Genomic DNA, 23,937 nt, shown 5'->3' with positions numbered 1-23,937 from the left:
CTGCCCGCCTGCACCCTAACCATCGGCTGACCGCACTGTTCATGCACCAACAGTGCTTGGACAGCTTGTACTGAATCAACACACGCCAATCCCTAGGCACGCTACCTATCCAATTGAAATACAAACATTTATTCCTCTGGCATGGCGCATGCAATCACCTGTGCTCCTACCCCGAAGGATGCATTCATGCCCCAGACATTGCCCCAGGCGCTGTTGCGTCAAGCCCACATCCGCGGGTCGGCGATCGCCTTGCGCTACAAGCGCCTGGGCATCTGGCATGAGCGCAGCTGGAGCGAGGTGGCTCGCGAGGTCAGCCAGCTCGCCGCTGCCTTGCATCAGCGCAGCTTGGGGCGTGACGATGACCTGTTGATCATCAGCCAGGCGCGTCCCGAAGCGTTGTTGCTGGCGCTGGCGGCGCAATGGTTGGGCGCCAGCGTCACACTGCTCGACCCGGAGCGCGACAACCAGGCGTTGTTGAACGTGCTGCGGCCGCGCTTCGTGGTCGTGCAAGACCTGGACACGTTGCAACAACTGCGTGAGCGCGACGTGGTGGTGTTCCTCGACGGGCGTGGCCTGAGCCAGTACCCGGACGCCGGCTTGATCGACTATGCCGACTTGCGTCCCGATGCCCCGCCCCCCGCCCACACGCCGCAACCCGACGCCACGGCCTTCGTCTTTCATGCCGAGACCACCCTGCGCCTGACCCATGCGCAGTTGCTCGTGGGCGCCCGTGCGCTGGTCGACCGGGAACACCTCGGCGCCGACGACGAGGCCCTGGCCGCACGCGTGTTTGCCGCCAGCGGGCAAGCACGCTACCTGCTTGCGCCCTGGCTGCATGCCGGCTTTGGGCTGAACTTTCCGGAGGCCCTGGCCACCCGCGACACCGACCGTCGCGAACTGGGCCCGACCCTGGTGCTGGGCACCCGCGAATCCTATGCACGCCTGGAGCAGTGGGTGCGTGAACGCCTGCCGCTGCCGGGAACGTTCAGCCATCGCGTGTACCGCTGGGGCATGCAGCCGAGCCGATCCCCCCTACGCCGCTGGCTGGGGCACTGGCTGGTCCGTCGGCCACTGCTGGATGTACTGGGGATGAGCCGCCTGCGCGTGCCTTTGTTGGTCGGGCCAGCGTTGAATCCGGACAGTGCGGCGTTCTTCGGTGCCCTGGGCATCCGTCCCGGCCATTGGCAAGAACCCGCTTCCCGCCACGAACCCAGCGACCACTTGCTGCCTCAATCTGCCTGACGAGCCTTCCATGCGCACACCCACTGAAGCGGTATTACTGCGGCTCGATGACATCTCTCTGTCGTTCAAAGGCATCAAGGCCATCACCTCCATCAGCTTCGAGGTCAAGGCCGGCGACATCTGCGGCCTGATCGGCCCTAACGGCGCGGGTAAAAGCTCGTTGCTGAATGTAATCAATGGGGTCTACCACCCCCAAAGCGGCAGCATCCAGTACGCAGGCCAGACCCGCAAACGCATGCGTTCGCACCAGGCGGCCGAAGGCGGCATTGCGCGGACCTTCCAGAATATCGCGCTGTTCAAGGGCATGAGCGTGCTCGATAACGTGCTCACCGGGCGCAACCTCAAGCGCCGCAGCAGTTGGATCGAGCAAATGCTGCGCCTGGGCCGGGCACCGCGTGAGGACGACGCGCACCGCCTGCAAGCGGAAAAGGTGATTGCCTTTCTACAGATCCATCCCTGGCGCCATGTGCTGGTCGGCACCCTGCCCTATGGCCTGCAAAAACGTGTCGAACTGGCCCGCGCCCTCGCCGCCGAACCCACCCTGCTGTTGCTGGATGAGCCCATGGCCGGCATGAACGCCCAGGAGAAGGCGCAGATGAGCCAGTTCATCCGCGACATCAACCGCGAGTTCGGCACCACCGTGGTGTTGATCGAACACGACATCGGCGTGGTCATGGGCCTGTGCGACCACGTGGTGGTGCTCGACTACGGTCGCAAGATCGGCGACGGCACCCCGCAACAGGTGCGCGCCAACCCCGATGTGATCGCCGCCTACCTGGGTACCTGAGCATGGAATTTTTCTTCGAAGTGCTGATCGGCGGGCTGCTGGCGGGTGTGATGTATGCCCTGGTGGCGATTGGTTTTGTGCTGATCTACAAGGCCTCCGGCGTGTTCAATTTTGCCCAGGGCGCCATGGTGCTGTTTGCCGCGCTGACATTTGTCAGCCTGTTGGAGCGAGGCTTCCCGTTCGCCTGGGCGTTCCTGGTCACCCTGGCGAGCATGGTGGTGCTGGCGCTGCTGATTGAAAAAGTCGTGCTGCGCCCGTTGGTCAACCGGCCACCGATCATCCTGTTCATGGCCACCCTTGGGCTCTCCTACATGATCGAAGGGTTTGCGCAGTTCCTGTGGGGCGCACAGGTGCACGGGCTGGACCTGGGCATCGAAGACGAACCGCTGGAAATCCGCGGCATGCTGCTCTCGCAATTCGACCTGTTTGCCGCCGGCACCGCAGCCGTGCTGGTGATCGTCCTGTCGCTGCTGTTCAACAAGACGCGGGTGGGCCTGTCGTTGCGCGCGGTGGCCGGCGACCCGCTGGCGTCCATGGCCATCGGTATCCGCCTGCCCCGCATCTGGGCCCTGGTGTGGGCGGTGGCAGGGTGTGTCGGCCTGGTGGCCGGGTTGCTCTGGGGTGCGCGCCTGGGCGTGCAGTTCTCGCTTTCGCTGGTGGTGCTCAAGGCGCTGCCGGTGCTGATCATCGGCGGGTTCTCGTCCATCGGCGGGGCGATTGTCGGCGGCTTGATCATCGGCGCGGCAGAGAAAGTCGCCGAGATCTACCTCGGCCCGCTCATCGGCAGCGGCATTGAAAACTGGGTGCCGTATGTCCTGGCGTTGCTGTTCCTGCTGGTGCGGCCTGCCGGGCTGTTCGGCGAGCGCGCCATCGAACGGGTTTGATTGTCCCTGAGGAACTCTCTGCATGCTGTATCAAGAAACCGGTCAAATCAGCACCTCCTACGCGGCCGAGCGCCGTACCTTTCGCCTGCGCCAGGACCGCGTCGCGCTGTGGCTGCTGCTGGGCCTGGCGTTTTTTGCGGTGCCTTGGCTGGGCAATGACTACTGGTTCAGCGCAATCCTGGTGCCGCTGCTGGTGCTGTCGCTGGCCGGGCTGGGGCTCAACCTGCTGACGGGCTACGCCGGGCAACTCTCACTGGGCTCGGCGGCGTTCATGGCCGTGGGCGCGTTTGCCGCCTACAACCTGCATTTACGCGTACCCGGTCTGCCGCTGCTGGTGAGCTTTGCCCTGGGCGGCGTGATTGCCGCCGGGGTGGCGGTGTTCTTCGGGCTGCCGAGCCTGCGCATCAAGGGATTCTACCTGCTGGTGGCGACCCTCGCCGCGCAATTCGTGGTGGAGTGGGTACTCACCCGCTTCAGCTGGTTTACCAACGACAACGCGTCCGGCGTGATCACCTCCCCGCCGCTGCTGATTGCCGGACTGGATTTCAGCTCCCCGCGCGGCCGCTACGTGCTGACGCTGGCCGTGGTGGTGGCGCTGTTCTGGCTGGGTAAAAACCTGGTGCGCAGCGAACTGGGGCGTAACTGGATGGCGGTGCGCGACATGGACACCGCCGCTGCCGTGATCGGTATTGGGCTGTTGAAGGCCAAGCTGCTGGCGTTTGCAATCAGCGGCTTCTACCTGGGCGTCGCCGGGTCCCTGTGGGCCTTCGCCTACCTGGGCACGGTGGAACCTCACGGCTTTGACCTGAGCCGTTCGTTCCAGGTGCTGTTCATCATCATTATCGGCGGGCTGGGCAGCGTGCTCGGCAACATCCTCGGCGCCGCGTTCATCGTGTTATTCCCGATCCTGCTGGGCAACCTCTTCGCCCTGTTGCCCGCCGGGCTGATGGATGCGGGCCAGCTGGAGAACATCCAGAAGATGCTGTTTGGCGCGCTGATCATCGTTTTTCTGATCAAGGAACCGGAGGGGCTGGCCCGTCTGTGGCAGCGCTTTCGTCAACGGGCCAGGGTTTGGCCGCTGCGTTACTGAACTCAATAACCCCCCCAGGAATGACCTCCATGACACACCGCTTATCGCTGCGCCGCCTGGCCCTGTGCCTGGCCCTGATCACCACCGGGCTCACGGCCGGCGCCCAGGCCGCCAACGAACAATACTTCCCTTTGCAGAGCTACCGGGTCGGCCCTTACGCCGCTGGCGGCAGCGGTTTCTTCGGCGGTTTCATCGACTACCTGCAATACATCAATGCCAACGGCGGAGTGAACGGCGTCAAGCTGACCTGGAGCGAATGCGAGACCGAGTACGTGGTGGAAAAAGGCGTCGAATGCTATGAACGCCTCAAGGGCGGGCTCAACGGTGCGCCGGCCGCCGCCACCAACCCGCTGTCAGTGGGCATCGCCTACGCCACGCTGGAACGTTCAACGGCCGACAAGTTGCCGCTGATCACCATCAACCATGGCCGCACCGACTCCACCGACGGCAGCGTATTCCCTTACGTATTCCCGTTGCAGTTGAACCCGTATTCGGAAGTCTCGGCGATCATCAACTACATCGGCCAGCGCGAAGGCGGCGCCGACAAGCTCAAGGGCAAGAAAATCGCGGTGCTCTACCACGGCTCGCCCTACGGCAAGGAAACCAACGGCGTGCTCCAGACCCTGGCGAAAAACGCCGGCTTCGAACTGACCTTGCTGGAAGTGCCGCACCCCGGCAACGAGCAACAATCGCAGTGGCTGAACATCCGTCGCCTCAAGCCCGACTGGGTGATCCTGCGCGGCTGGGGCGTGATGAACCCGGTGGCGCTTAAATCCGCGCAGAAAGTCGGCTACCCGGCCGATCACATCATCGGCAATATCTGGAGCAACTCCGAAGAAGACGTGGTGCCGGCCGGTGCCGCCGCCAAGGGGTTTATCTCGATCACCACGCACCCGTCGGGCACTGACTTCCCGGTGCTGCAAGGCATCGCGCAAAGCGTGGTGAATGCCGGCAAGGGCAACCTGGCCGACCCCAAGCGATTTGGCACCGTGTATTACAACCTGGGCGTGGTCAACGGCATTCTCAACGTCGAAGCCCTGCGCCTGGCCCAGGAAAAATATGGCCAGAAGCCCCTCACGGGCGAGCAAGTGCGCTGGGGCTTCGAACACCTGAACCTGGACGACGCGCGCCTGCAAGCGCTGGGCGCCAAGGGCCTGGTGCAACCGCTGAAACTGTCCTGCGCCGACCACGAAGGCGGCGGCGCCGTGCGCTTCCAGCAATGGGACGGCCAACGCTGGAACCTGATCAGCGACTGGGTACAAGCCGACCGCGCGCTGCTGCGACCGATCATCGAAGCCTCCGCAGCCGGTTACGCGAAAGAGAAAGGCATCACGCCGCGTGATTGCAGCCAGGAGCAGTGAGGCATTTGCGATCCGCTGTCAGCGAGTTGCTCCTACGCCAGCCAGCGGCCAACCGACGCGCGCCGCCCGAGCGAGACTGGCCTTGACAACCCAGCGGTGAAACGGCGCGATAACAAAAATGTAGGCCCGGCCCAGGCGGTTGTGGCAGTGGACAACGGTTGAAAAAACCAGTTGGCGACTGCCGTCTGGCTCGGCCTCATCCGCACACAGGACCGATATGCGAAAGTCCAGGTGCTTGTCGTCTTCGCCCAACACGATTTCGCTGCGGTGGGTGCTATAGACCTTGAAGACGCCTACCCGATCAGCCAGTGATGCCAGGTACCTGGCGGTCTTGAGACCAAAACAGGCAACGATCGTGTCGCGCACCGTCATGAGCCAGCCGACCCACGCTGGCTGGTGGGACAGGATGAATCGCGCCAGCACATCCGCGTCACCGGACGTGCCCGCCGGGAGCCGAATCGCAAAAGCGTCAGCTAGGTGCATCGATTGATAAAGGTGGGTGATGCCGGACCTTGAGGGGACAGGCACGGCCGTAACGAGCGCGAATTCTCGGGGCATCGGGGGGATCTCTTCTGAGTGCCAAGGGACATGAGCATGGATCAAAGGGATGTCGTCAACGTGCCCACTTCTGCTTGCCGAATACTGAGCCCGATCAAGGCATCATAGAGCGCTTGCTGGCCGGTTGGCAGTACCGGAAGCAAAGTCGCACGGCGCTTGTCGACATCGAACCAGGACTCCACCAGCCATCCCACCAGATAGAGCGCCGAAAGGCATCCGCCAGCGGTTGCAACGTTTCCGTGGAAGACAAGAGGCCGGTCCATGCACTCAACTCCAAGAGCCTGCAGCTGTGATCGTGCATCCGGGTGCGTCGTGGCCTGGCCGCTGAGCAGCCCAAGCCGTTCGAGAATGAAAGCGCCGGCACAGATGGCGCCGATGCGCTGGCGTTTGGGGTCAAGTTCAAACACCGGCAGGAAATCCGGGGCGGCAAGTGCAGCGGGTATGCCTTCCTTACCGCTGACGAACAATACCGCGTCGGCACTGTTGGCCTCGCGAAGCGGACCGTGCACCGAAACAGGCAGGCCGTGCGCCGATCGCACCGTGGGACTGGCACCCACTATTCGCACGTGCCAGTCCTGCGTATTGCGGCCTAGAATGTCCCACATCAGGAACAGGTCGATATCGGTGAAGTGGTCGAAAGCAACCAGAACGATTTTCTTCAAGGCGAACTCCATGAACAGGCAGGCCTGCAAAACGCAGCGGCCATCTATGCGGGTGTTCGTAGCCTATCCATCGTTTGCGCACCATACACAGCCTGTATGGCGCTAAATAGGGAGTGAGTAACGGGTGAGCACACTAACGCGGCACCATTGGATAGCGGCGGGTTTTGAGGCGCTCGACCAAGCGGGGCATTCTGGCGTGTCGGCCGAGAGTCTGTCGCGCCGCTTGAATGTGACCCGTGGATCCTTCTATCACCATTTCCGCAATCGCGAAGACTTTGTCCGCACCTTGCTGGCCGCCTGGGAGGAAGACTACACGGAGCGCATGCTCGCTTATGCCGCGCAAGGTCGTAGCGCCGGCGAAACCTTGAAACGCTACTTGAGTATTGCCGCTGAGAAACAACCCGGGCGGGAAATTTCCATCCGCGCCTGGTCGCTGCACGATCCGTTGGTGGGCGAGTTCCAGCAGCGTGTGGACGCAAGACGCCTGGACTTCGCCATACGCACCTGCCGCAGCGTGGTACACAGGCCCGGCGAAGCCGAAGTGATGGGCCAGATGGCCCATCTGTGCCTGATTGGCGGCCAACAGGCAGGGCTACGCCGTGATGCCGCGCGCTTCAACCGTTTCCTGCACGGAGCCGTTTCACTTTTTGAAGGGGCTCTTTCGCCGTGGCGGCTTCGATCCTGAGCTGAGGGTTGTCTTTTGATCGAGTTGTAGCAGAGCCACGTTCTGATCGATGCGACCTTGGATCATGCGCAAGGTGTCTCGGGTAATCGCCTGTGGGTACAGGTCTTCGGCGATGCTTGCAAACCGGCTTGCTACCTCACAAATGCCGTCAATCACTCGGCCTGCAACCTCCGGGGGCAGCTCGGCTTCCTCGGCAAGCCTCAGCATGTGTGCGCGAGAAATCGACAGGACTTCTCCCATCACGTCCATCTGGTGGTAACCGCCTGGCCCCTCGCAGAAGGTCACGTCATAAGCCGGGGACAGTCTCCACTGACCGCCTTTGGACATGACATAGGCAAAATTCTTGGGATGATCGTCTCTGTTGTTGAACGCAACATTGAAGACGGCACGCTCGAAGGCCACCGCCATTTCTCGCACATCATTGGTACACATCTGCGTTGCCCGCAAGAAGTTGACATAGTCCAACACCCCAGGAGACCGGTAATTGGCCCCCGTAAAGGCCGCAAGGCTTTGCATGGGGATGCGCACGCCGTCCCGGCGGTCAAATCGCTTGCTGGCAAACGCTGCCAACCCACCGGGCAGACTGAAGTACTGCGTGTCAGCGGTCTCGATACCGCACAGGCGCAGGCATTGGGCATACACCATTTCGATGGCGCACACCTCGGCCTGTTCTTCTTTGGCCGGGAACTTGATCAACCATGCTTCAAAACCCGGCGTGACGGCGGTGGTGAATCTTCCCGTTTCCGGATCGCGATAGACGAGGGCCTTGGGCCTGGCGCCTTGAGGCGAGCCGCCCACCAGCAGCAACGTCTGCAGGAACTCGCCCCCATCGCCATGGAGCACTTGGTGCACTTCGGTGGCAAGCTGCTCCAGCGAAATGTGGGCAGTGGATTCCAGCCCTTCGGGTACCACGGGCTCGAACGTCATGGCGCCCATCGCGCTGCTGCCGACGTAGGCCAGCCGTTCCAGTGGGCCAATGCGCGCGGTGGTGAGCCCGCGGCGCCGGAACAGTCGGTCCATCAACAACATGCCCCACCCATCCGGCAACGCGTCGTAAACAGGCCCTGGCAAGTACAGCTGGTGGTCTGGAAAGTCGCGGCGCAGTTGAGCCCCCTCCAACGGCAGCGTATAGGAGGACAGTTCCAAGCCCCTTTGCCTGGCTTGATGGCTGTACTCGAACAGGATCAATGGGCGACCGGTCAAGGCGGTCGTGGACACCAGCGTGCCCCATTGCCACCGCTCGCCCCAGCCCTCGTAGAAGACGTTCACCTGCTCAAGCATTGCCGGGCTTCCTCTTGGTACGCAGACGATTGGCGCTGTTTTCGTAGCGTCGAATGTCCTCGATGCTGTCCAGCTTAGGCAGGAACAGGCCTTCGAGTTCCTTGGTCCGGCCAAGGGCCATCGCCACCCGGACCAGGTTCTCGAACCCGACATTGCGCCCGGCTTCAAGGTTGGAAACGGTGTTGGTGCCGATGCCGGCACGTCCGGCCAGGTCGGCTTGTGTCATGTCCAGCGCCAGACGCTCTGTGCGCAAGCGATCGCAGAGGCGCTTGACGACCTCGCTCGGCTTGCTGAAGCTTAAATCCAACATAGTGTGTACCCAGCCCATGCTCTGCCAGTTAACCCCCGTAACTATAGAATTAACCACAGTGACTAACAAGCTTGTTAACTCCAGTATTTTGGGTGTTAACGTCTGAAACTATACGATTACCCACGATTTATTGGATTTATAGAGCAAAGAATGGGCGCAAGAAAAACGCCATTCGTGCATTACAGCCGCGTAACGCCAGCCCTTCAACGGCGCTGAACGCAAAAAAAAGCCCACACCGGCACAGGCATGGGCATTTTTGCTCAAGCGGTTACTTCCCGGCGTGTTTGGCCTGCACTTCCGGCATCGCCGAAGAGTGATGGTTAAGAATTTTCCACTGCCCGCCCACCTGCTCATAGACAAAGGTATAGCGTGCCTGCACCTGGCGCACCTTGCCGTCCGATTCGGTCAGGGTGAAGGTGTACACACCGCTGTCCATGGCGACGTTGCTGCCCAGTTGGCGGATCTCGCGGTAGTTGATCTGGCCCACCGGCTTGAGCATCAGGAAGTGGTCGAAGTAGTCGGTGATCTGCTCCGGCGTGGTGCGCACCTGGTTGGACACGGTCGGCTGCAACACGGCGCCCGGTGCGTAGAGGTCCACTACCGATTTAACGTTGCCGGTCTGCAAGGCGCTGTTCCAGCGGTCGAACAGCCCGGCAATCTCGCGGTCTTTCATATTGGCCGGCGCCTGGGCCACCTCACGGTAGACATAGGGGGCTGTCTCGGCAGCGTGAACAATCGGTGCGCTCAGGGCAAACATCAGGGCAAGCGGCGCGATCTTGAATTTCATGGCGTTACTCCAGTGGTCGTCGTTGAGCCCACTTTGCCCTCCTCTCCCGCGCCCGCCATCGGCCAACCGGAGGTGTTTACCTATGCCATTTGGCAGATAGCGCCAAGGTGTTCAACGATGTTTAATACATCCCCCTCGCGCCCGCCGTCCACTGGAGCATTATCCGTGAATGACAACCCCCATGACCCCGGCAGCGCCTTGGCCATGCGCGCGCATTTCCGCCAGTCGGAAAGCCGTACGGCGCGCCTGCGTCTGTTGGTGGATACCGGGCAGCAATTGCGCGAGCTGGGCCCCGACGCCATGCGCGAGCGCGTACTCGCGCGGGCCTGTGGGTTTCTGGCGATGGACCACGGGCTGCTGCAGGAGTGGGACGCCGACGGCATCGCCCACACCAGCGCCCGCCATGGCAACCCAGCACGATTGAGCAGCCTCGCCGGCCTCGCCGACCGCAGCCTGCGCTCGCCGTGTTGGCAGGAACGGCCATCAGAGGACTTGCCCAGTGTCCTGCAAGTGCCGTTGCGCGCCGGCGACGGCCCTGCCATTGGCGTGCTGGTGCTGGGCAATAGCGTCAGCCTGCGCACGCCGGAGCATGAGGACAGCGAATCGCTGCAACTGCTCGCCACCTTGCTGGCTGCCCACCTTGAAAACGATCGGCTGCTGAGCACCCTCAAGACGCGCGACAAAACCCTGTCCGACCTGGTCAACCGCTTGCTTCGCGCCCAGGAGGATGAACGCAAGCGTGTGGCCTACGACCTGCACGATGGCCTGGCGCAAACCCTCGCGGGTCTGCACCAACGGCTGCAAGGCTTCGCCGGGCGTTGCCCGCCGCTGCCGGACGCATTGGCCGCCGACCTGCAGGCGATACTGACCCTGGCCCAACACTCGGTCGGCGAGGGCCGGCAACTGATCGCGGGCCTGCGTCCCACGGTGCTGGATGATTTCGGCCTGTTCAAAGCGCTGGACAAAGAAGCCGACCGCCTGCGTGACGCCGGCATCAACGTGCTCTGGCAGGCGCACTGTGACACGCGCTTACCCAGCCAGGTGGAGATCGCCCTGTTCCGGATCGGCCAGGAAGCCATCAACAATGTGCTCAAGCATGCGCGCGCAAGCCAGGTGCAATTGACTCTGGCGCTGCGTGACGGTCACGCGTCGCTGCGGGTTGATGACAATGGCAAGGGCTTCACGTCGGAGCCGTCACTCGATGACGCCCAGCACCTGGGCCTCGCCACCATGCAGGAGCGCGCCAGCCTGCTGGGCGGCAGCTTTACCTGCGCCAGCGCCACCGACGGCGGCACCCAACTGCACGCTCGCGTGCCGGCCCACTGGATCGGAGTCCCTCAATGACCCACGTCTTGCGCCTGGTGCTGGCGGACGATCATGAAGTCACGCGCACCGGCTTCGTCTCCCTGCTGGCCGGCCATCCGCAGTTCGAAGTGGTCGGCCAAGCCAGCAATGGCCTGCAAGCGGTGGAGCTGTGTGAGCGACTGCTGCCGGACATAGTCATCCTCGACATCCGCATGCCCGGCCTCAACGGTTTGGGCGCCGCCCGCTTGCTGCAACAACGCCTGCCGGAGGTGAAGGTGGTGATGTTCACCATGGACGACAGCCCCGAGTACCTCGAGGCGGCCATGCAAGCCGGTGCAGTGGGCTACCTGCTCAAAGATGCCAGCCGCGCCGAGGTGATCCAGGCGTTGCAACAGGTGGCCGCCGGCGGCGAAGCGCTTAACACGGCGGTCAGCGCCCGGCTGCTGCGGCGCATGACCGAACGCCAGGCCAGCGGTGCCGCCCCCGGCGAGCCACTGACCCCACGGGAGCGCCAGGTGCTCGGCCTGGTCGCCAACGGCATGAGCAACCGGGCCATCGGCGAACAGTTGGGCATCACCACCGGCACGGCCAAGGCCCATGTCGAGCGGGTGATCGGCAAACTCGGCGCGGCCGACCGCACCCAGGCCGCCGTGCGGGGCATCGCCCTGGGCCTGGTAACGCCATCATGAAGCGCCGCCGATGAAAAAATATTGGGCCGACCTGCCGTTACGCGGCAAAGCGCTGGTGGTCATTTCGCTGCCCCTGGTGGTGCTGTTGCTATCCCTGGTGCTGATCTACACCACGGAGCGCCAGACCGCTCGCGCCGAAGAAGATGTGCGCCGCGTGTTGCGCGTGCAAGGCGATATCCAGGCCGTGCATACCCTGCTCGCCGAAGCCGCCGCCAGCGTGCGCGGTTACCTGCTCACACACCGCGAAGACTTCCTGCCAACCTACCTGAACGCCAAGCCGCAGATCGAGTCAGCCCTGCGCCGGCTTGACCGCAATGTGCGCGATCAGCGCGTGCGCGAGCAGCTCAGCGCGATCAAACCGCTGATCGAGGCCAAGGTCGACGGGCTGGAGCAGATGCTCAAGGACAGCAAGGCCACACCGCAAGCCATCAGTGCCATCCTGATCAGCAACAAGCAGATCCTCGATGCCCTGCGCCAACACATCAGCACCATGCTCACCCTTGAAGACTCGCTGCTGGCCGAGCGCAGCGCTGCGGCGTCCGACACCCGCCAAAGGCTGTTGCTGTCCACCTGGCTGGCGGCGATCTGCGGGCTGTTCGGGGCGATTGTCGCGGTGCTGTTTCTGTCCAAGGGCATCGTGGCCCGGGTGCAGAATGTGCAGCGCAACGCCCAGCGCCTGGCCCAGGGTTCGCCGCTGCTACCACAGCCCCCGGAAAAAGACGAAATCGGCCAGTTGGGCACCCGCCTGGTGGAGGCCGGGTTATTGCTGGCCGAGCGCGAACGCGCATTGCGCGACAACGAAGAGCGCCTGCGGCTGATCATCGACGGGGTCAAGGACTACGGGATCTTCGCCCTCGACACAGCGGGCCATGTCACCAGTTGGAACAACGGCGCGCAGCGGATCAAGGGCTATACCGAACAGGAGATCATCGGTCAGCATTTTTCACTGTTCTACCTGCCCGAGGAATGCCCGCAGCACCCCGACCTGGCATTGCGCGAAGCCACCCGCAACGGCGACTACACCGAAGAAGGCTGGCGCTGCCGCAAGGACGGCACACGGTTCTGGGCCAGCGTGGTGATCACCGCGCAACACGACGCCACCGGGGCGCTGCGCGGGTTCTCCAAGATCACCCGCGACATTACCGACCGCCGTGCAGCGGAGATCGCCCTGCGCACCGCCCGCGAGGAAGCCGAACGCGCCAGCCGTGCCAAAAGTGAATTCCTCTCGCGCATGAGCCATGAACTGCGCACGCCGCTCAACTCGATCCTGGGCTTCGCACAGTTGTTGGACCTGGACGTGCCCAAGGCGCAACAGGCCAATGTCGGGCACATTCTGCGCGCCGGCCAGCACCTGCTCACGCTGATCAACGAAGTGTTGGACATCGCCAAGATCGAGGCCGGCAGCCTGGCGTTGAGCATCGCGCCGATCCCCCTGGCGAGTGCCCTGCAGGAGGCGTTGACCCTGGTGTCGCCCATGGCCGCCGACGCGGGCGTGCAGCTCCAGCCGCTGCCGGCACTGGCGGCGGATACCGGCATCGTCGCCGACCGCCAACGCCTGACCCAGGTGCTGCTGAACCTGCTGTCCAATGCGATCAAATATAACCGCCGCGATGGCCAGGTGAGCCTTGAGATCGGCATCCAGGGGCAGCGGATCAGCGTGTCGGTGTGCGACACCGGCAACGGCATCGCCGCCGATCACATCGGGCAACTGTTCAAGCCGTTCGAACGCCTGGGGGCCGACCCGAATGTGGAAGGCAGCGGCCTGGGCCTGGCCCTGAGTAAAAGCCTGCTGGAAAACATGGACGGCCAACTCAAGGTGCAGAGCCAGCCCGGCATCGGCTCGCGCTTCACCCTGGAACTGCCCTTCGTGCGCGTGGCCCACGCCCACAGTGGCGCCGCACCCGGCATCGAGCCCGAATTGAAGCGCCCTGCCCCCGTCGTCAGCACGTTCCAGGGCAAGGTGTTATGCATCGAAGACAACCTCTCCAGCCTGGCGCTGATCGAAACCCTGCTGCAACGCCGGCCCGGCATACGCCTGCTGTCGAGCATGCAAGGCCAGCTGGGGCTGGACCTCGCCGCGCAGCATGCGCCACAGCTGATCCTGGTGGATGTGGCGCTGCCCGACATCGACGGCTTGAAGGTGCTGCAACGCTTGCGCCAGTCACCGATCAGCCACGACACACCGGTGCTGATGATCACCGCCGACGCCAGCGACCTGACCCGCCAGGCATTGCTGCAGGCAGGCGCCACCGCCGTATTGAACAAACCGATCAACGTGCCTGGGTTTCTTGCCCAGCTCGACCAAGCTTTTCCGGAGCCTGCGTGAACCTCGACCTGCGTATCCTGATCATCGACGACCAACGCCCGAACCTCGACCTGGTGGAGCAGCTGTTGGCGCGCGAGGGCCTCACCAACGTGCTGAGCAGCACCCAGCCGCTGCGCACCCTGGAGTTGTTCAACAGCTTCGAGCCGGACCTGGTGATCCTCGACCTGCACATGCCGGAGTTCGACGGCTTTGCCGTGCTGGAACAACTCAACCGGCGCATCCCTCAAGGCGAATACCTGCCGATCCTGGTGCTCACCGCCGACGCAACCCGCGACACACGCCTGCGCGCCCTGGCCCTGGGCGCCCGGGATTTCATCAGCAAACCCCTGGACGCACTGGAAACCATGCTGCGGGTGTGGAACCTGCTGGAAACCCGAGTGCTGTACAAGACGCTGCGGACGCTGGTGCCAGCGGATCAGATTGAATTGCTGCAGCGCTGCGGTTCGACGGCGATACGGCGCTGCTAGTGCGGTTGAATCACAATCCGGCACGTTGCCGGCCCCTGGTCGTCATAAGAGTACAAGGGCCGTGAATGGCAATTGCGATAGCACGTCAAATCAAAACAATCATCTGCCCTACTGAAAATCTCATTGATAGTGGATATCGACACAACGACATTGATTGCCTACCAACTGGATGGTAGCTTTGTTTTAGTTTTAATCCCTACACCGCCAATGAGAATGACCATGCAAGATTGGAAGCAAACTCGTAAAGACATCAACGCTCGCCTGATGGAACTCAATACGCTGACCCCGGAAACCATGAAAGGCATGGCCGCGCTCGGCGGTGCCGGTGCCAAGACCAATCATCTGGATGCCAAGACCCGTGAGCTCATTTCGCTGGCGGTCGCAGTGACTACTCGCTGTGACGGTTGCATCGCCTTCCACGCCGCCGAAGCCAAGAAAGCGGGCGTGACCAGTGAGGAAGTCGCTGAAGCATTGGGAGTGGCGATCAACATGAACGCCGGTGCCGCACTGGTCTACAGCACACACGTGCTGGACGCGTTCGACAAGTCCTGATCTCCCTCCAGCGTTCAACCCTTACGACATCGAGATACCCCATGAATAAGCTATTTGCTCCTTACGATCTATCCGGCCTGCCTTTGGCTAACCGCGTGGTGATGGCTCCAATGACACGGACACGTACTCCGGAAAACATTCCCGGCGATTTGACGGTGCTTTATTACGCACAACGTGCTTCGGCCGGTTTGATCATCACCGAAGGCCTGCCGGTGTCGGAAGAAGCTCGCGGCTATCTATATACACCCGGCCTGTATACCGATGAGCAAACCGCCGGTTGGCGCAAAGTCACGGCTGCGGTGCACGCAAAAGGTGGCAAGATTTTCGCCCAACTGTGGCACGTAGGCCGTTTGTCTCACGTCTCGCTCCAACCGGGCAATGCGGCGCCTGTTTCGTCGGGTACGGTGCCTGCGACCACGACCATGGTTTATGCCTGGGTCGAGCCAAGCAAGGGAGGCCCTGTGCTTCCAAGTGCACCGCGCGCCCTGACAACCGCTGAAGTTCAGCGCGTCATCCAGGATTTCGTCGCTTCTGCGCGCAGAGCGATGGAGGCGGGCTTTGATGGCGTCGAGGTGATGGCGGCCAACGCGTTCCTGTTCGATCAGTTCCTGAGCAGCAAATTGAACACGCGTACTGACCAATACGGTGGCTCTATCGCCAATCGCCAACGCTTGCTGCTGGAAACTGTTGATGCACTGGCGGCCGAGATCGGCGCAGAAAAGGTCGGTGTACGGGTTTCTCCCTTCGGCAGAATCTATGACATGGAGGCCTTCGACGGCGAGGCTGAAACCTGGATGAGCGTTGCCTCGGCGCTGAACGAGCGCGATCTGGCGTACGTGCATCTCAACTACCAGACGACCATTTCCGCAGCCGGCACACCTGAAGGCTTCGGCGCGGCATTTCGCAAGGCCTACCGCGGCACCCTGATCGGCGCAGGCGGTTTCACCCAGGCGCTGGCCGAACAGGAACTGGAGAAGGGTGAACTCGACCTGATCGCCTTCGGTACTGCCTTCATCTCCAACCCGGACCTGGTGGCGCGCATGAAGAACGGCTGGCCGCTGGCCAAGCCAGATCACTCCACGTTCTATGGCGTTATCGGCGCCAAAGGCTACACGGACTATCCGCAATACACCGATACCCAAGCCTGACCTCACTTCAAACATAAGGAGTCCCTCCATGCCACTCGTTACCATCAAAGGCATTGAAGGCGTTTTTACCGATGAACAGAAAGCAGAGGTCATTCGTAAAGTGACCGACGCCATGGTCTCGGTGGAGGGTGAAAACATGCGCGCCCTCACCTGGGTCATCTTCGAAGAGGTCAAGAGCGGAGACTGGGGTATCGCCGGCAAACCGATTACGGCGCAGGAAGTCTTGAAGCTGCAAGCCGGTCAATAAGAAGCGCTGTCAGCTTCAAATTCCACAGCTCCCGGCCGTTGAGCATCTATACGTTCAATGGCCGGGAGTTTTCCGATTTCAATATTGACGTCGACGCACCGGTGGCGATCACGATCATTTCGACATCGGTGAATACCCAGGCTTCGCAACAACCGCGCCCATCCTATCGATAACGGTCCAGGTAAACCTCAACCGGCCACACGAGCACGCGAGACCGAATGAGCGCAAAAAAAGCACCGCTCAGCGCGCCTCCTCCAGCTGCGCCAGTACGGATTTTTTCAGGGCCGCGACTGAGCGAGATCCAGGCATCACTCGCAGCAGCCGCCCCTGGTGGAACACCGCTAAGGACGGTACCGCGCGAATGCCATACATCTGCGCGATGGTCGGTGACACTGCTATATCGATCTTTCCAAAGGAGGCCAGCGCGTGAAGCTTCTCCTCCAAGGCATGAAATACAGGCTTCATCTCCTGGCATGGCTTGCACCAGGAAGCTGAAAACAACACGACGCTGCTACCTTTGGCAACAAAGCGAGCGAACTGTGGGGCACTCAATTCAACGATACGGCTCATCGGGACCTCATTGAGCGCAGCCCCTCGCGAGGCCGCGCGAGCATTGCCAATCAAATTTTACAGCCATCGATGCCACAGACCTCGCCAATGAATGCATCACCGTCGACTCGCGCATTTTCCTGCATTTTGTTCAGCGCCTCGAGAAACGCCGTCACAGGCTGGGCACCTGACACGGAGAACGCATTGTCGAAGACGAACAGCGGTACGCCGGAGCCCAGCCGGGCGGCGAAATGCTCATCCCCTTCCATCTCCACACGCAGCGCCACGGATGACCATGCCAGCTCGATTGACTCATTCGATACACCGGCGGCTTTGGCGATAGCGATCAGGCTACTGCGGTCAAACAGCGACTTGCCGTGGGTGGTGCTCTGTTCGTAGAGCATCTCTACGAGACGTTTTTTCGCCACAGGGTCGGCGACCGCCTTGACCAGAACATGGGCGTCGGCCGTATCGCCAAACAACATCGTGCTGAAGCGATAATCCAGCCCGTCAGAGCGTCCGTATTTAGTCACGGTATCCATCATCGCATCGGCAGAATGGGGATTGCCGAGCTTGCGCTTGAGCGCCGCGACCATAGGTTCCGGCGCATGATTGGCGGCTAGACGGTAAGCTCTGACGTTGACTTGAACACTGTCCTTGCCGGAAAACTGTCCAAGCGCTTTTTCAAAACGACGCTTGGCAATCCAGCACCAAGGGCAGACGAAATCGGACCAGATATCGACGACGTACTTTTTCGAAGGGGTTTGCATAACTCATCCTGCACAAATAAGTGAAGACCGCGTTGCCAGCGTTTCAAGTAAATGATTGAAACCCGACAAAGAGTCGTTTGATCGGCCCAATGCCCAATTGATCAGGCTCGCGCCCTCCAGCGCGCCCAGCAACATGAACGCGTAGACGTCAACGGGTTTATCCAACACCCAGCGGTGCTTCTCGACTGCGTCACCTAGGATGCTTTGAAGCCAATGGAGTTGGGACTCGAAGAAACGCCGAGTGAGCGCTTGCAGCGACAGCGGCAATGCCGCCATTTCTGCAGCTAAGGCACCGCATAACGGCAGCAACCCGTCATTGGCGCTGATCACGAAAAGTCGAGAAAAACCACGCAGCCGCAGCAACGGATCGGCGTGCATCGCTTCAATCGCTTTCAGCGTCTCTTCGAAGCGCTGTACGTAATCCTTGATGAGCTTTGCCCCCAGACTCTCCTTGGTGGGAAAGTGATGGTGGATACTGGCTTTGCGGATGCCGATCTGCGCCGCAAGATCGGCATAGCTGAACGCTGAATAGCCTTTGGAGCGCATGTGTGTTTCCGCGGCATGCAACAGCGCGGCCTTTGTCGTGATAGACATTCGAGCCTCCTGCGCTAGCGTTCAGCCCTTGATGGTCAGCTACCTGGGATTCAGGCGCGCACGGCCATGACACCGGCGTCCACGTCCCAGATTGCGCCGGTCACCCATGAGGTTTTATCCGACAGCAGGAACAGGATCGTGTTAGCCACATCTTCCGGCACCCCGACGCGTCCCAGCGGATGGAAGGCGTTGAGCGATTTCATCGCTTCCGGGATCGCATCCTTGTCCATGAAGCCCTCGTAAATCGAGGTATGCACGATGCCGGGGGAAACCGCATTGACGCGAATACCCGAATGCGCCAATTCAATCGCCAAGTTGCGTGTCAGCGCATGCAAACCCGCTTTGGCCATGGAGTAGGCCGAAGCTGGCGAGCCCGCCAGCGCGGCCTGAGCACCAATGGAGCCGACATTGACAATCGAACCTTCACGCTTGGCGGCGAGCATGTTCTTGACGACCGCCTGAGTGATAAAAAACGTCGCACGGTTGAGGGACATGTACATGTCGTACTCGGCCGCATCATGCTCGGTGAACGGCTTGGGAATGAAGATCCCGGCGGAGTTGACCATCAGGCTGATGTCGCTGTGGTTGGCGTTGATGTCCTGGAGAACGGTGTGCATGCCCTCTTCAGTCATCAAGTTGGCCACGATGACAGAGACATTGCCCAACGGGCTCAATTCATTACGCACCGCATCGGCCTTGTCTTGTTTGCTGCCGGTGAGGACAACACTGCCACCGGCCTTCAGCACCATGCGTGCCGTTTCCAAGCCCATGCCGCTGGTGCCGCCAACGACCAACAGTTTTTTGCCTTTAAAATAATCGCTCATCACAGACTCCGGATTTCAACATTTCGTAGGTGTTGCACCAGGGCAATCAATCGCCTGCTGGTGCACGCAAGGTGTCTCATTTGTTTGAAACGAGTGAGTCAGCCTTCACGCACTTCCAGAGTCGGCACCATGCGGATGGCTTTCGAGAAGTTGGCGTAGTTCACCGACGTTTTCAGCACCACGTTATGCAGCTCTTCAACCCGCTCACGCGGGGCGTCGGTGTGCAAGCGAATCACGACGCTGACTTCGTCGTAGCCTGGATTGACGCTTTCGTCGATGCCAAGGAAGCCACGCAAGTCGAGGGTGCCGTCAGTTTCAATTTCCAGACTGTGAATCTTGATGCCCATCATCGCCGCATTGGCGGCGTAACCGACCGACATGCACGCATTGAGCGCGGCCATCAGCAGTTCCTGCGGGTTGGGCGCGGAGTTCTGGCCCAACAGTTCGTTTGGCTCGTCTGCGGCAATTTCAAAGTCACGCGAATAGGTTTCACCGGCCAGGCTGTAGCGATTGACCTTCGCTACGGAACGGGTCTGACCCTTCCATTGGGTTTTGACATTGAAGCTGGCATGGCGCTTGGTCGCATCTTCGGCAACGCCTTGGGCAAACTGCTGGAGCGCGGCAACATCGATACCGTTCAAGTTAGTGCTCATGTGTACATTCCTCTGCGGATGGGCCGGGCCGTTGGCTCGGGACAAAACAAGCCTACCAACTAGTAGGTGTTCAATCAATGGCTTTAACTTCAAACTTTTCCAGAGCCGATTTTCAAGCAAAAAAAAGCCTCGAATAATCGAGGCTTTTCAATGAATCAAGTCTTCAATGAGGCTTGGGCGCTGTACACATCGCCTCCAGAATGAAGTCAAATCCGGACGCTTGCTCGTACTGATCGCTCATCGCCCACGCCACAAAACTACCGCCTTCCAACGTGTTCAGGATCATCCTGGCGGTCTTTTTTACGTCCAACTGCACCTTGAGCTCGCCGTTCGCCTGACCAAGAGCGATATTGGCCTGAAGCCACTCCAGATGAATTTCGAAAAAGTGCCGGGTCAGTTCCTGGAGGCTTTCAGGCAGTGCCACCAACTCGGCAGCCAACGCGCCGCACAGCGGCAACAAGCCGTTCTCGCTGCTCTGTGCGAACATCAGCGCAAATGCCTTGAGGCGATCGACGACATCGGCATTGTCTTCATTCACTTGTTCCAGGTTTTTTTTGAACCTGAACAGGTAGCTCTCGACGATAGCGATCGCCAAGCCTTCCTTGGTCGGGAAGTGGTGATGAATACTCGCCTTCTTGATACCTATTTCAGCGGCTAGGTCAGCGTAGCTGAAGGCTGCATAGCCCTTGGTACGCAACAGGATTTCAGCGCTGCTCAAAAGGTCGGAACGTGTACTCATGATGCCGCATCCAGATTTTATCAATCGGCCATCATAAATCAGGCATCCCTGAGTTGACAGTGCGCGTCCCCCACTGCCCTGGCTTCTAGACGCCGGCCGTCGCTTCACGCACAAAGTCCTCATAGGCACGCAACGGATGCCCGATGATCGCCTCCAACCGCTCCACGGTACCTTCGGCGGCGTGCATGCCGAACGTCTGGATAGCGGCCATCATCAGGCGCATGTCGTACGCCAACCAACCGGGGCCGTAGGCCGCCAATTGCCCTTCGAAGGCCACCACGTCGTAACCGCCGTAGGCGATCTCGCGGCCCAGGGCGGCACTCCAGATCTTCGCCACGGAGGCACCCGTCAGGGCGGTTGGCCCGACCAACTCCAGTGTTACGCGCTCAAGCGCGGAAGGCGCTTTATCGCGTCGCAGCAGTTCTGCCACGGCCACATCGGCGATGTCGCGCGTATCGATCATTGAAACCCCGGCCGAGCCAATGGGCATCGGGTATACCGAGTAGTCCTGGATCGTCTGCCGGACCATCAGGTCGTTTTGCATAAAGTAAGCAGGACGCAGGATCGTCGCGGGCATATCGAGGCTTTCGAGCATGCGCTCAACCGTGTGCTTGCCGGTGAAGTGCGGCACATGGGTGAAGGTGTCGGCATGGATCACCGACAGGTAAACGATGCGCTCGATCCCCGCCTCACGCGCGAGGTTCAGCGTGATGAGGGCTTGGGTGACCTCGTCGGGCGTCACGGCATTGAGCAGAAACAGCGTGCGCACCGACGACAGCGCGGCGCGCAGGGAGACGACATCGGTAAGGTCCGCAACAACCTCGATGACGCCTGCCGGGAAATCACGCTTGCCCGCCTGGCGAACCAGGGCCTTGACGTCGGCGCCCGCCTCGGCAAGGCCTTGGGTGACGAGTGAACCAATTGTGCCGGTGGCGCCGATAACCAGAATGCTCATGGTGAAACTCCTGCAGTGGGTTTAGATAAGTTAGTGAGTGAAATGCGCAACGCTCGCTGCGATGTGTTCAACGATATGCTGTTGCGCAAGCGGAGCACAGACGCCAAAATCCAGACACTTCGTTTCAAAAGTGGAACACCATGAACCTGAACGCATTGATCGACTTTGCCCTCGTCGCCACCAATGAGGGGCTCGGAAGGGCCAGCCGTGCGAGCGGCATCGCCAAGGCGACCTTGTCGCGCCGCATCGCTGACCTGGAAGAACAGTTGGGCGTCAGGCTGATCGAGCGCAGCGCACGCGGCTTGAAACTCACCGAAGCCGGCGAAGTGCTGATGACACGCACGGAAGGTCCGCTGGGCGAGGTGATCGAAGCCTTGACGGCGGCGCGCGAGGGCATCTCGACACCGCGCGGACGCTTGCGCGTAGCTGCCCCGATTTTGTTCTCGCAGCTTGCAATGGGGCGCATTGGCGCCGAGTTCTGCGCCGTCTACCCAGAAGTCGAGATCGAAGTCGTCGCCGAGGATCGCCTGGTTGACCTTGTAGAGGAACGCTTTGACGTTGCCATCCGTATCAACCCCAGCCCGGACAGCAGCCTGGTTGGCCGCTGTTTCGCCAAAGACCGACTGATCGTGGTGGCGGCGCCGGAGGTGCTCAAGCCGCTGCCCGGCGCGGTCCGGCCCGTTGCCGCTATCGTGACGTCGAGTTTCGAGCCCACCCACTGGCATCTCGATGGCGGGGAACTGGTGCTGGAGCCCAACCCGAAGCTACGGTTCTCTTCATTACTGATGGTGCGGGATGCGGCTGTCGCCGGTGCAGGCGCCGCCCTGATTCCACAGTCCATTGCCGGGGACCAGCTTGCCCGTGGCGAGTTGGTCCAGTGGGGCACAGTGCACGGAATGGAACCCGCGCTGTGGGTGCTGCACACATCCAGGCGCCTCGCTGCGCCAAAGGTTCGCGCATTCGTTGAGTTCATCTGCGCGCACTATCCGGACATGTCGTTGGTGTTGAAGGGATAACGGCCCTTCCGTGTGAGTCTCTTGCAGCCTGCGCAATAGACTGTTGCCATCAAGGGCATTGATAGCACCCTAACGAAACCCCCATGCTAGGGGGCTGTCCCCGCGCTTATATCATTCCGAATGATAGTTACCTTTGCTTCATTCGATTCGTGACATACCGTCTCCCCGCGCATGATCCGCCCATCTCAATACATTGGCGGATGCACCTCATGGAACAGTCACTCAAACATTTGCGCTTCCCCCTGGCGATCCTGGCCGTGGTGGTGATGAGCGCGTGCGGCAAGACCCCGGACCAAGCGGCCGCCATGCCAGCGGCGAAAGTCAGCGTGGCCAAGGTGCTCGAGCAGCCGGTCAACGAGTGGGATGAATTCACCGGGCGCCTGGAAGCACCGGAAACCGTACAGATTCGTCCACGCGTGTCGGGCCAGATTGACCAAGTCGCTTTCACCGAAGGCGCTTTGGTCAAGAAAGGCGACCTGCTGTTCCAGATCGATCCACGTCCGTTCCAGGCCGAGGTACGCCGCCTCGAAGCCCAGCTTGCGCAAACGAAGGCCGCCGCCACCCGCAGCGATAACGAAGCGCAACGCGGCGACCGCCTGCGCCAGAGCAATGCGATCTCCGCCGAACTGGCCGACTCGCGCACCACCGCCGCCCAGGAAGCCCGCGCCGCTGTTGCCGGGATCCAGGCGCAGTTGGACCTGGCCAAGTTGAACCTGAGCTTCACCCGCGTCACGTCGCCGATCAGCGGCCGCGTCAGCCGCGCCGAGATCACCGCCGGCAACCTGGTGACCGCCGACACCACCGCGCTGACCAGCGTGGTCTCCACCGACAAGGTCTACGCCTACTTCGACGCCGATGAGCGTGTGTTCCTCAAGTACACCGAGCTGGCTCGCCAAGGCCGTCGCGGCGCGACCACCCCGGTGTACCTGGGCCTGTCGAATGAAACCGGCAACCCGCACCTGGGCCAGATGAACTTCGTCGACAACCAGGTCAACCCGGCCACCGGCACCATCCGTGGGCGCGCGGTGTTCGATAACAGCAAGGGCGAATACACCCCTGGCCTGTATGCGCGCTTGAAGCTGGTGGGCAGCGGCACCTACTCCGCCGTGCTGATCAACGACGAAGCGGTGGGCACCGACCTGGGCAAGAAGTTCGTGCTGGTGATGGAGGGCGACAAGCCCGCCTATCGCGCCGTCGAACTGGGCCCGAAGATCGAAGGCCTGCGCATCGTGCGCAGCGGCTTGAACAAAGACGACACCATTATCGTCAAGGGCCTGCAGCGCGCACGCCCAGGTTCGCCGGTCGCACCGGAAACCATTCCGATGGCCAGCCAGGAAACCCTCGCCGCCTTGGCCCAACAACGACAAGCGCTTGAAGCCAGCAACCTGGAGCAAGTGGCGCCGGAAAAACCCGCGCCCAAGCTCGCCAGCAGCGCGACTCCACGCGGTTAAGGGAT

At 61.4% G+C, this 23,937-nt stretch carries 27 protein-coding genes; 15 read left to right on the top strand and 12 right to left on the bottom strand.

Translation table 11 applies throughout. The annotated features are described in order from the left end of the window. Positions 1-186: 186 nt before the first annotated feature. The 5 genes from C4J86_RS12785 to C4J86_RS12765 are packed head-to-tail and all read left to right on the top strand — an operon-like array spanning position 187 to position 5,364. Entirely contained in the window at positions 187-1,242 is a 1,056-nt protein-coding gene (locus C4J86_RS12785) for an AMP-binding protein (RefSeq protein WP_124370653.1), read from the top strand. Between the two features lie 10 nt (positions 1,243-1,252). Continuing rightward, positions 1,253-2,029: an ABC transporter ATP-binding protein gene (locus C4J86_RS12780; RefSeq protein WP_124370652.1), complete on the top strand. Its 777-nt coding sequence runs from the start codon at positions 1,253-1,255 to the stop codon at positions 2,027-2,029. 2 nt (positions 2,030-2,031) lie between these two features. After that, positions 2,032-2,913, top strand: coding sequence for a branched-chain amino acid ABC transporter permease (locus C4J86_RS12775; protein WP_124370651.1), 882 nt, complete (start codon positions 2,032-2,034; stop codon positions 2,911-2,913). 22 nt (positions 2,914-2,935) lie between these two features. Further along, positions 2,936-4,003 (top strand): branched-chain amino acid ABC transporter permease, encoded by a 1,068-nt coding sequence (locus C4J86_RS12770; protein WP_124370650.1) that lies wholly within the window; start codon positions 2,936-2,938, stop codon positions 4,001-4,003. Between the two features lie 29 nt (positions 4,004-4,032). After that, positions 4,033-5,364, top strand: coding sequence for an ABC transporter substrate-binding protein (locus C4J86_RS12765; RefSeq protein ID WP_124370649.1), 1,332 nt, complete (start codon positions 4,033-4,035; stop codon positions 5,362-5,364). Between the two features lie 18 nt (positions 5,365-5,382). On the opposite strand, the gene C4J86_RS12760 is transcribed toward C4J86_RS12765, so the two are convergent. Together C4J86_RS12760 and C4J86_RS12755 are read right to left on the bottom strand one after the other, a co-directional pair. Then, complete coding sequence (locus C4J86_RS12760) at positions 5,383-5,922, bottom strand: DUF2867 domain-containing protein (RefSeq protein ID WP_124370648.1); 540 nt, start codon at positions 5,920-5,922, stop codon at positions 5,383-5,385. A gap of 41 nt (positions 5,923-5,963) precedes the next feature. Next, positions 5,964-6,584, bottom strand: coding sequence for a DJ-1/PfpI family protein (locus tag C4J86_RS12755; protein WP_124370647.1), 621 nt, complete (start codon positions 6,582-6,584; stop codon positions 5,964-5,966). Positions 6,585-6,708: 124 nt separating this feature from the next. On the opposite strand from C4J86_RS12755, the gene C4J86_RS12750 reads away from it, so the two are divergent. After that, a complete protein-coding gene (locus tag C4J86_RS12750) occupies positions 6,709-7,269 on the top strand; it encodes a TetR/AcrR family transcriptional regulator (RefSeq protein WP_124370646.1) in 561 nt (186 codons plus the stop codon). Here the strand turns inward: C4J86_RS12750 and C4J86_RS12745 are convergent. The 3 genes from C4J86_RS12745 to C4J86_RS12735 all read right to left on the bottom strand — a co-directional run bounded on the left by C4J86_RS12745 (position 7,225) and on the right by C4J86_RS12735 (position 9,647). After that, the gene (locus C4J86_RS12745; RefSeq protein WP_124370645.1) at positions 7,225-8,550 is read right to left on the bottom strand and encodes a type II toxin-antitoxin system HipA family toxin; all 1,326 of its coding nucleotides are present in this window, start codon (positions 8,548-8,550) and stop codon (positions 7,225-7,227) included. The two genes, C4J86_RS12750 and C4J86_RS12745, sit on opposite strands and share 45 nt — an antisense overlap. Then, entirely contained in the window at positions 8,543-8,860 is a 318-nt protein-coding gene (locus C4J86_RS12740) for a helix-turn-helix domain-containing protein (RefSeq protein WP_124366960.1), read from the bottom strand. The genes C4J86_RS12745 and C4J86_RS12740 overlap by 8 nt, the downstream gene beginning before the upstream one ends. 268 nt (positions 8,861-9,128) lie before the next feature. Further along, positions 9,129-9,647, bottom strand: coding sequence for an SgcJ/EcaC family oxidoreductase (locus C4J86_RS12735; protein WP_124370644.1), 519 nt, complete (start codon positions 9,645-9,647; stop codon positions 9,129-9,131). Positions 9,648-9,851: 204 nt separating this feature from the next. On the opposite strand from C4J86_RS12735, the gene C4J86_RS12730 reads away from it, so the two are divergent. The 7 genes from C4J86_RS12730 to C4J86_RS12700 all read left to right on the top strand — a co-directional run bounded on the left by C4J86_RS12730 (position 9,852) and on the right by C4J86_RS12700 (position 16,381). Continuing rightward, positions 9,852-10,991, top strand: coding sequence for a sensor histidine kinase (locus C4J86_RS12730; protein WP_372239268.1), 1,140 nt, complete (start codon positions 9,852-9,854; stop codon positions 10,989-10,991). Then, entirely contained in the window at positions 10,988-11,641 is a 654-nt protein-coding gene (locus tag C4J86_RS12725) for a response regulator transcription factor (RefSeq protein WP_124370642.1), read from the top strand. The genes C4J86_RS12730 and C4J86_RS12725 overlap by 4 nt, the downstream gene beginning before the upstream one ends. A 10-nt stretch (positions 11,642-11,651) precedes the next feature. Next, positions 11,652-13,967, top strand: coding sequence for an ATP-binding protein (locus tag C4J86_RS12720; RefSeq protein WP_124370641.1), 2,316 nt, complete (start codon positions 11,652-11,654; stop codon positions 13,965-13,967). Then, positions 13,964-14,434, top strand: a complete 471-nt coding sequence (locus C4J86_RS12715) for a response regulator (protein ID WP_124362759.1) — start codon at positions 13,964-13,966, stop codon at positions 14,432-14,434. Before C4J86_RS12720 ends, C4J86_RS12715 begins: the two co-directional genes overlap by 4 nt. A gap of 219 nt (positions 14,435-14,653) precedes the next feature. After that, positions 14,654-14,986 (top strand): carboxymuconolactone decarboxylase family protein, encoded by a 333-nt coding sequence (locus tag C4J86_RS12710; protein WP_124370640.1) that lies wholly within the window; start codon positions 14,654-14,656, stop codon positions 14,984-14,986. Positions 14,987-15,027: 41 nt separating this feature from the next. Next, positions 15,028-16,134 (top strand): alkene reductase, encoded by a 1,107-nt coding sequence (locus C4J86_RS12705; RefSeq protein WP_124370639.1) that lies wholly within the window; start codon positions 15,028-15,030, stop codon positions 16,132-16,134. A 28-nt stretch (positions 16,135-16,162) separates the two neighbouring features. Beyond that, positions 16,163-16,381: a 4-oxalocrotonate tautomerase family protein gene (locus tag C4J86_RS12700; protein ID WP_057725565.1), complete on the top strand. Its 219-nt coding sequence runs from the start codon at positions 16,163-16,165 to the stop codon at positions 16,379-16,381. Between the two features lie 240 nt (positions 16,382-16,621). Here the strand turns inward: C4J86_RS12700 and C4J86_RS12695 are convergent, their stop codons facing one another. The 7 genes from C4J86_RS12695 to C4J86_RS12665 all read right to left on the bottom strand — a co-directional run bounded on the left by C4J86_RS12695 (position 16,622) and on the right by C4J86_RS12665 (position 21,465). Then, on the bottom strand, positions 16,622-16,951 hold the full coding sequence (locus tag C4J86_RS12695; RefSeq protein ID WP_124370638.1) for a co-chaperone YbbN: 330 nt from the start codon (positions 16,949-16,951) through the stop codon (positions 16,622-16,624). Between the two features lie 50 nt (positions 16,952-17,001). Then, positions 17,002-17,700 (bottom strand): DsbA family oxidoreductase, encoded by a 699-nt coding sequence (locus C4J86_RS12690; protein WP_124370637.1) that lies wholly within the window; start codon positions 17,698-17,700, stop codon positions 17,002-17,004. A gap of 3 nt (positions 17,701-17,703) precedes the next feature. Then, entirely contained in the window at positions 17,704-18,294 is a 591-nt protein-coding gene (locus C4J86_RS12685; protein ID WP_124370636.1) for a TetR/AcrR family transcriptional regulator, read from the bottom strand. Positions 18,295-18,344: 50 nt separating this feature from the next. Continuing rightward, positions 18,345-19,118 carry an SDR family NAD(P)-dependent oxidoreductase gene (locus C4J86_RS12680; RefSeq protein ID WP_124370635.1) on the bottom strand — a complete coding sequence of 258 codons (774 nt, stop codon included), beginning with the start codon at positions 19,116-19,118 and terminating at the stop codon, positions 18,345-18,347. Between the two features lie 98 nt (positions 19,119-19,216). Further along, the gene (locus C4J86_RS12675; RefSeq protein WP_124370634.1) at positions 19,217-19,771 is read right to left on the bottom strand and encodes an OsmC family protein; all 555 of its coding nucleotides are present in this window, start codon (positions 19,769-19,771) and stop codon (positions 19,217-19,219) included. 163 nt (positions 19,772-19,934) lie between these two features. Then, complete coding sequence (locus C4J86_RS12670) at positions 19,935-20,510, bottom strand: TetR/AcrR family transcriptional regulator (RefSeq protein WP_124370633.1); 576 nt, start codon at positions 20,508-20,510, stop codon at positions 19,935-19,937. Positions 20,511-20,595: 85 nt separating this feature from the next. Further along, positions 20,596-21,465 carry an NmrA/HSCARG family protein gene (locus tag C4J86_RS12665; protein WP_124370632.1) on the bottom strand — a complete coding sequence of 290 codons (870 nt, stop codon included), beginning with the start codon at positions 21,463-21,465 and terminating at the stop codon, positions 20,596-20,598. Between the two features lie 140 nt (positions 21,466-21,605). On the opposite strand from C4J86_RS12665, the gene C4J86_RS12660 reads away from it, so the two are divergent. Both C4J86_RS12660 and mexE read left to right on the top strand, forming a co-directional pair. Then, positions 21,606-22,481 carry a LysR family transcriptional regulator gene (locus C4J86_RS12660; protein WP_124370631.1) on the top strand — a complete coding sequence of 292 codons (876 nt, stop codon included), beginning with the start codon at positions 21,606-21,608 and terminating at the stop codon, positions 22,479-22,481. A 209-nt stretch (positions 22,482-22,690) separates the two neighbouring features. Beyond that, a complete protein-coding gene (gene mexE, locus C4J86_RS12655) occupies positions 22,691-23,932 on the top strand; it encodes a multidrug efflux RND transporter periplasmic adaptor subunit MexE (RefSeq protein ID WP_124362756.1) in 1,242 nt (413 codons plus the stop codon). Positions 23,933-23,937: the final 5 nt, after the last annotated feature.

The organism is Pseudomonas sp. R2-7-07, assembly GCF_003852355.1.
Lineage (GTDB): Bacteria > Pseudomonadota > Gammaproteobacteria > Pseudomonadales > Pseudomonadaceae > Aquipseudomonas.
The sequence above is the reverse complement of the archived record's forward strand: the minus strand, read 5'-3'. Positions and strand labels throughout refer to the sequence as shown.

What these genes read in the sequence shown, in the direction of transcription:
- C4J86_RS12785 (WP_124370653.1), top strand. Translation starts at nt 187, where the DNA reads ATGCCCCAGACATTGCCCCAGGCGCTGTTGCGTCAAGCCCACATCCGC.
- C4J86_RS12780 (WP_124370652.1), top strand. Translation starts at nt 1,253, where the DNA reads ATGCGCACACCCACTGAAGCGGTATTACTGCGGCTCGATGACATCTCT.
- C4J86_RS12775 (WP_124370651.1), top strand. Translation starts at nt 2,032, where the DNA reads ATGGAATTTTTCTTCGAAGTGCTGATCGGCGGGCTGCTGGCGGGTGTG.
- C4J86_RS12770 (WP_124370650.1), top strand. Translation starts at nt 2,936, where the DNA reads ATGCTGTATCAAGAAACCGGTCAAATCAGCACCTCCTACGCGGCCGAG.
- C4J86_RS12765 (WP_124370649.1), top strand. Translation starts at nt 4,033, where the DNA reads ATGACACACCGCTTATCGCTGCGCCGCCTGGCCCTGTGCCTGGCCCTG.
- C4J86_RS12760 (WP_124370648.1), bottom strand. Translation starts at nt 5,922, where the DNA reads ATGCCCCGAGAATTCGCGCTCGTTACGGCCGTGCCTGTCCCCTCAAGG.
- C4J86_RS12745 (WP_124370645.1), bottom strand. Translation starts at nt 8,550, where the DNA reads ATGCTTGAGCAGGTGAACGTCTTCTACGAGGGCTGGGGCGAGCGGTGG.
- C4J86_RS12740 (WP_124366960.1), bottom strand. Translation starts at nt 8,860, where the DNA reads ATGTTGGATTTAAGCTTCAGCAAGCCGAGCGAGGTCGTCAAGCGCCTC.
- C4J86_RS12735 (WP_124370644.1), bottom strand. Translation starts at nt 9,647, where the DNA reads ATGAAATTCAAGATCGCGCCGCTTGCCCTGATGTTTGCCCTGAGCGCA.
- C4J86_RS12730 (WP_372239268.1), top strand. Translation starts at nt 9,852, where the DNA reads ATGCGCGCGCATTTCCGCCAGTCGGAAAGCCGTACGGCGCGCCTGCGT.
- C4J86_RS12725 (WP_124370642.1), top strand. Translation starts at nt 10,988, where the DNA reads ATGACCCACGTCTTGCGCCTGGTGCTGGCGGACGATCATGAAGTCACG.
- C4J86_RS12720 (WP_124370641.1), top strand. Translation starts at nt 11,652, where the DNA reads ATGAAAAAATATTGGGCCGACCTGCCGTTACGCGGCAAAGCGCTGGTG.
- C4J86_RS12710 (WP_124370640.1), top strand. Translation starts at nt 14,654, where the DNA reads ATGCAAGATTGGAAGCAAACTCGTAAAGACATCAACGCTCGCCTGATG.
- C4J86_RS12705 (WP_124370639.1), top strand. Translation starts at nt 15,028, where the DNA reads ATGAATAAGCTATTTGCTCCTTACGATCTATCCGGCCTGCCTTTGGCT.
- C4J86_RS12700 (WP_057725565.1), top strand. Translation starts at nt 16,163, where the DNA reads ATGCCACTCGTTACCATCAAAGGCATTGAAGGCGTTTTTACCGATGAA.
- C4J86_RS12695 (WP_124370638.1), bottom strand. Translation starts at nt 16,951, where the DNA reads ATGAGCCGTATCGTTGAATTGAGTGCCCCACAGTTCGCTCGCTTTGTT.
- C4J86_RS12690 (WP_124370637.1), bottom strand. Translation starts at nt 17,700, where the DNA reads ATGCAAACCCCTTCGAAAAAGTACGTCGTCGATATCTGGTCCGATTTC.
- C4J86_RS12685 (WP_124370636.1), bottom strand. Translation starts at nt 18,294, where the DNA reads ATGTCTATCACGACAAAGGCCGCGCTGTTGCATGCCGCGGAAACACAC.
- C4J86_RS12680 (WP_124370635.1), bottom strand. Translation starts at nt 19,118, where the DNA reads ATGAGCGATTATTTTAAAGGCAAAAAACTGTTGGTCGTTGGCGGCACC.
- C4J86_RS12675 (WP_124370634.1), bottom strand. Translation starts at nt 19,771, where the DNA reads ATGAGCACTAACTTGAACGGTATCGATGTTGCCGCGCTCCAGCAGTTT.
- C4J86_RS12670 (WP_124370633.1), bottom strand. Translation starts at nt 20,510, where the DNA reads ATGAGTACACGTTCCGACCTTTTGAGCAGCGCTGAAATCCTGTTGCGT.
- C4J86_RS12665 (WP_124370632.1), bottom strand. Translation starts at nt 21,465, where the DNA reads ATGAGCATTCTGGTTATCGGCGCCACCGGCACAATTGGTTCACTCGTC.
- C4J86_RS12660 (WP_124370631.1), top strand. Translation starts at nt 21,606, where the DNA reads ATGAACCTGAACGCATTGATCGACTTTGCCCTCGTCGCCACCAATGAG.
- mexE (WP_124362756.1), top strand. Translation starts at nt 22,691, where the DNA reads ATGGAACAGTCACTCAAACATTTGCGCTTCCCCCTGGCGATCCTGGCC.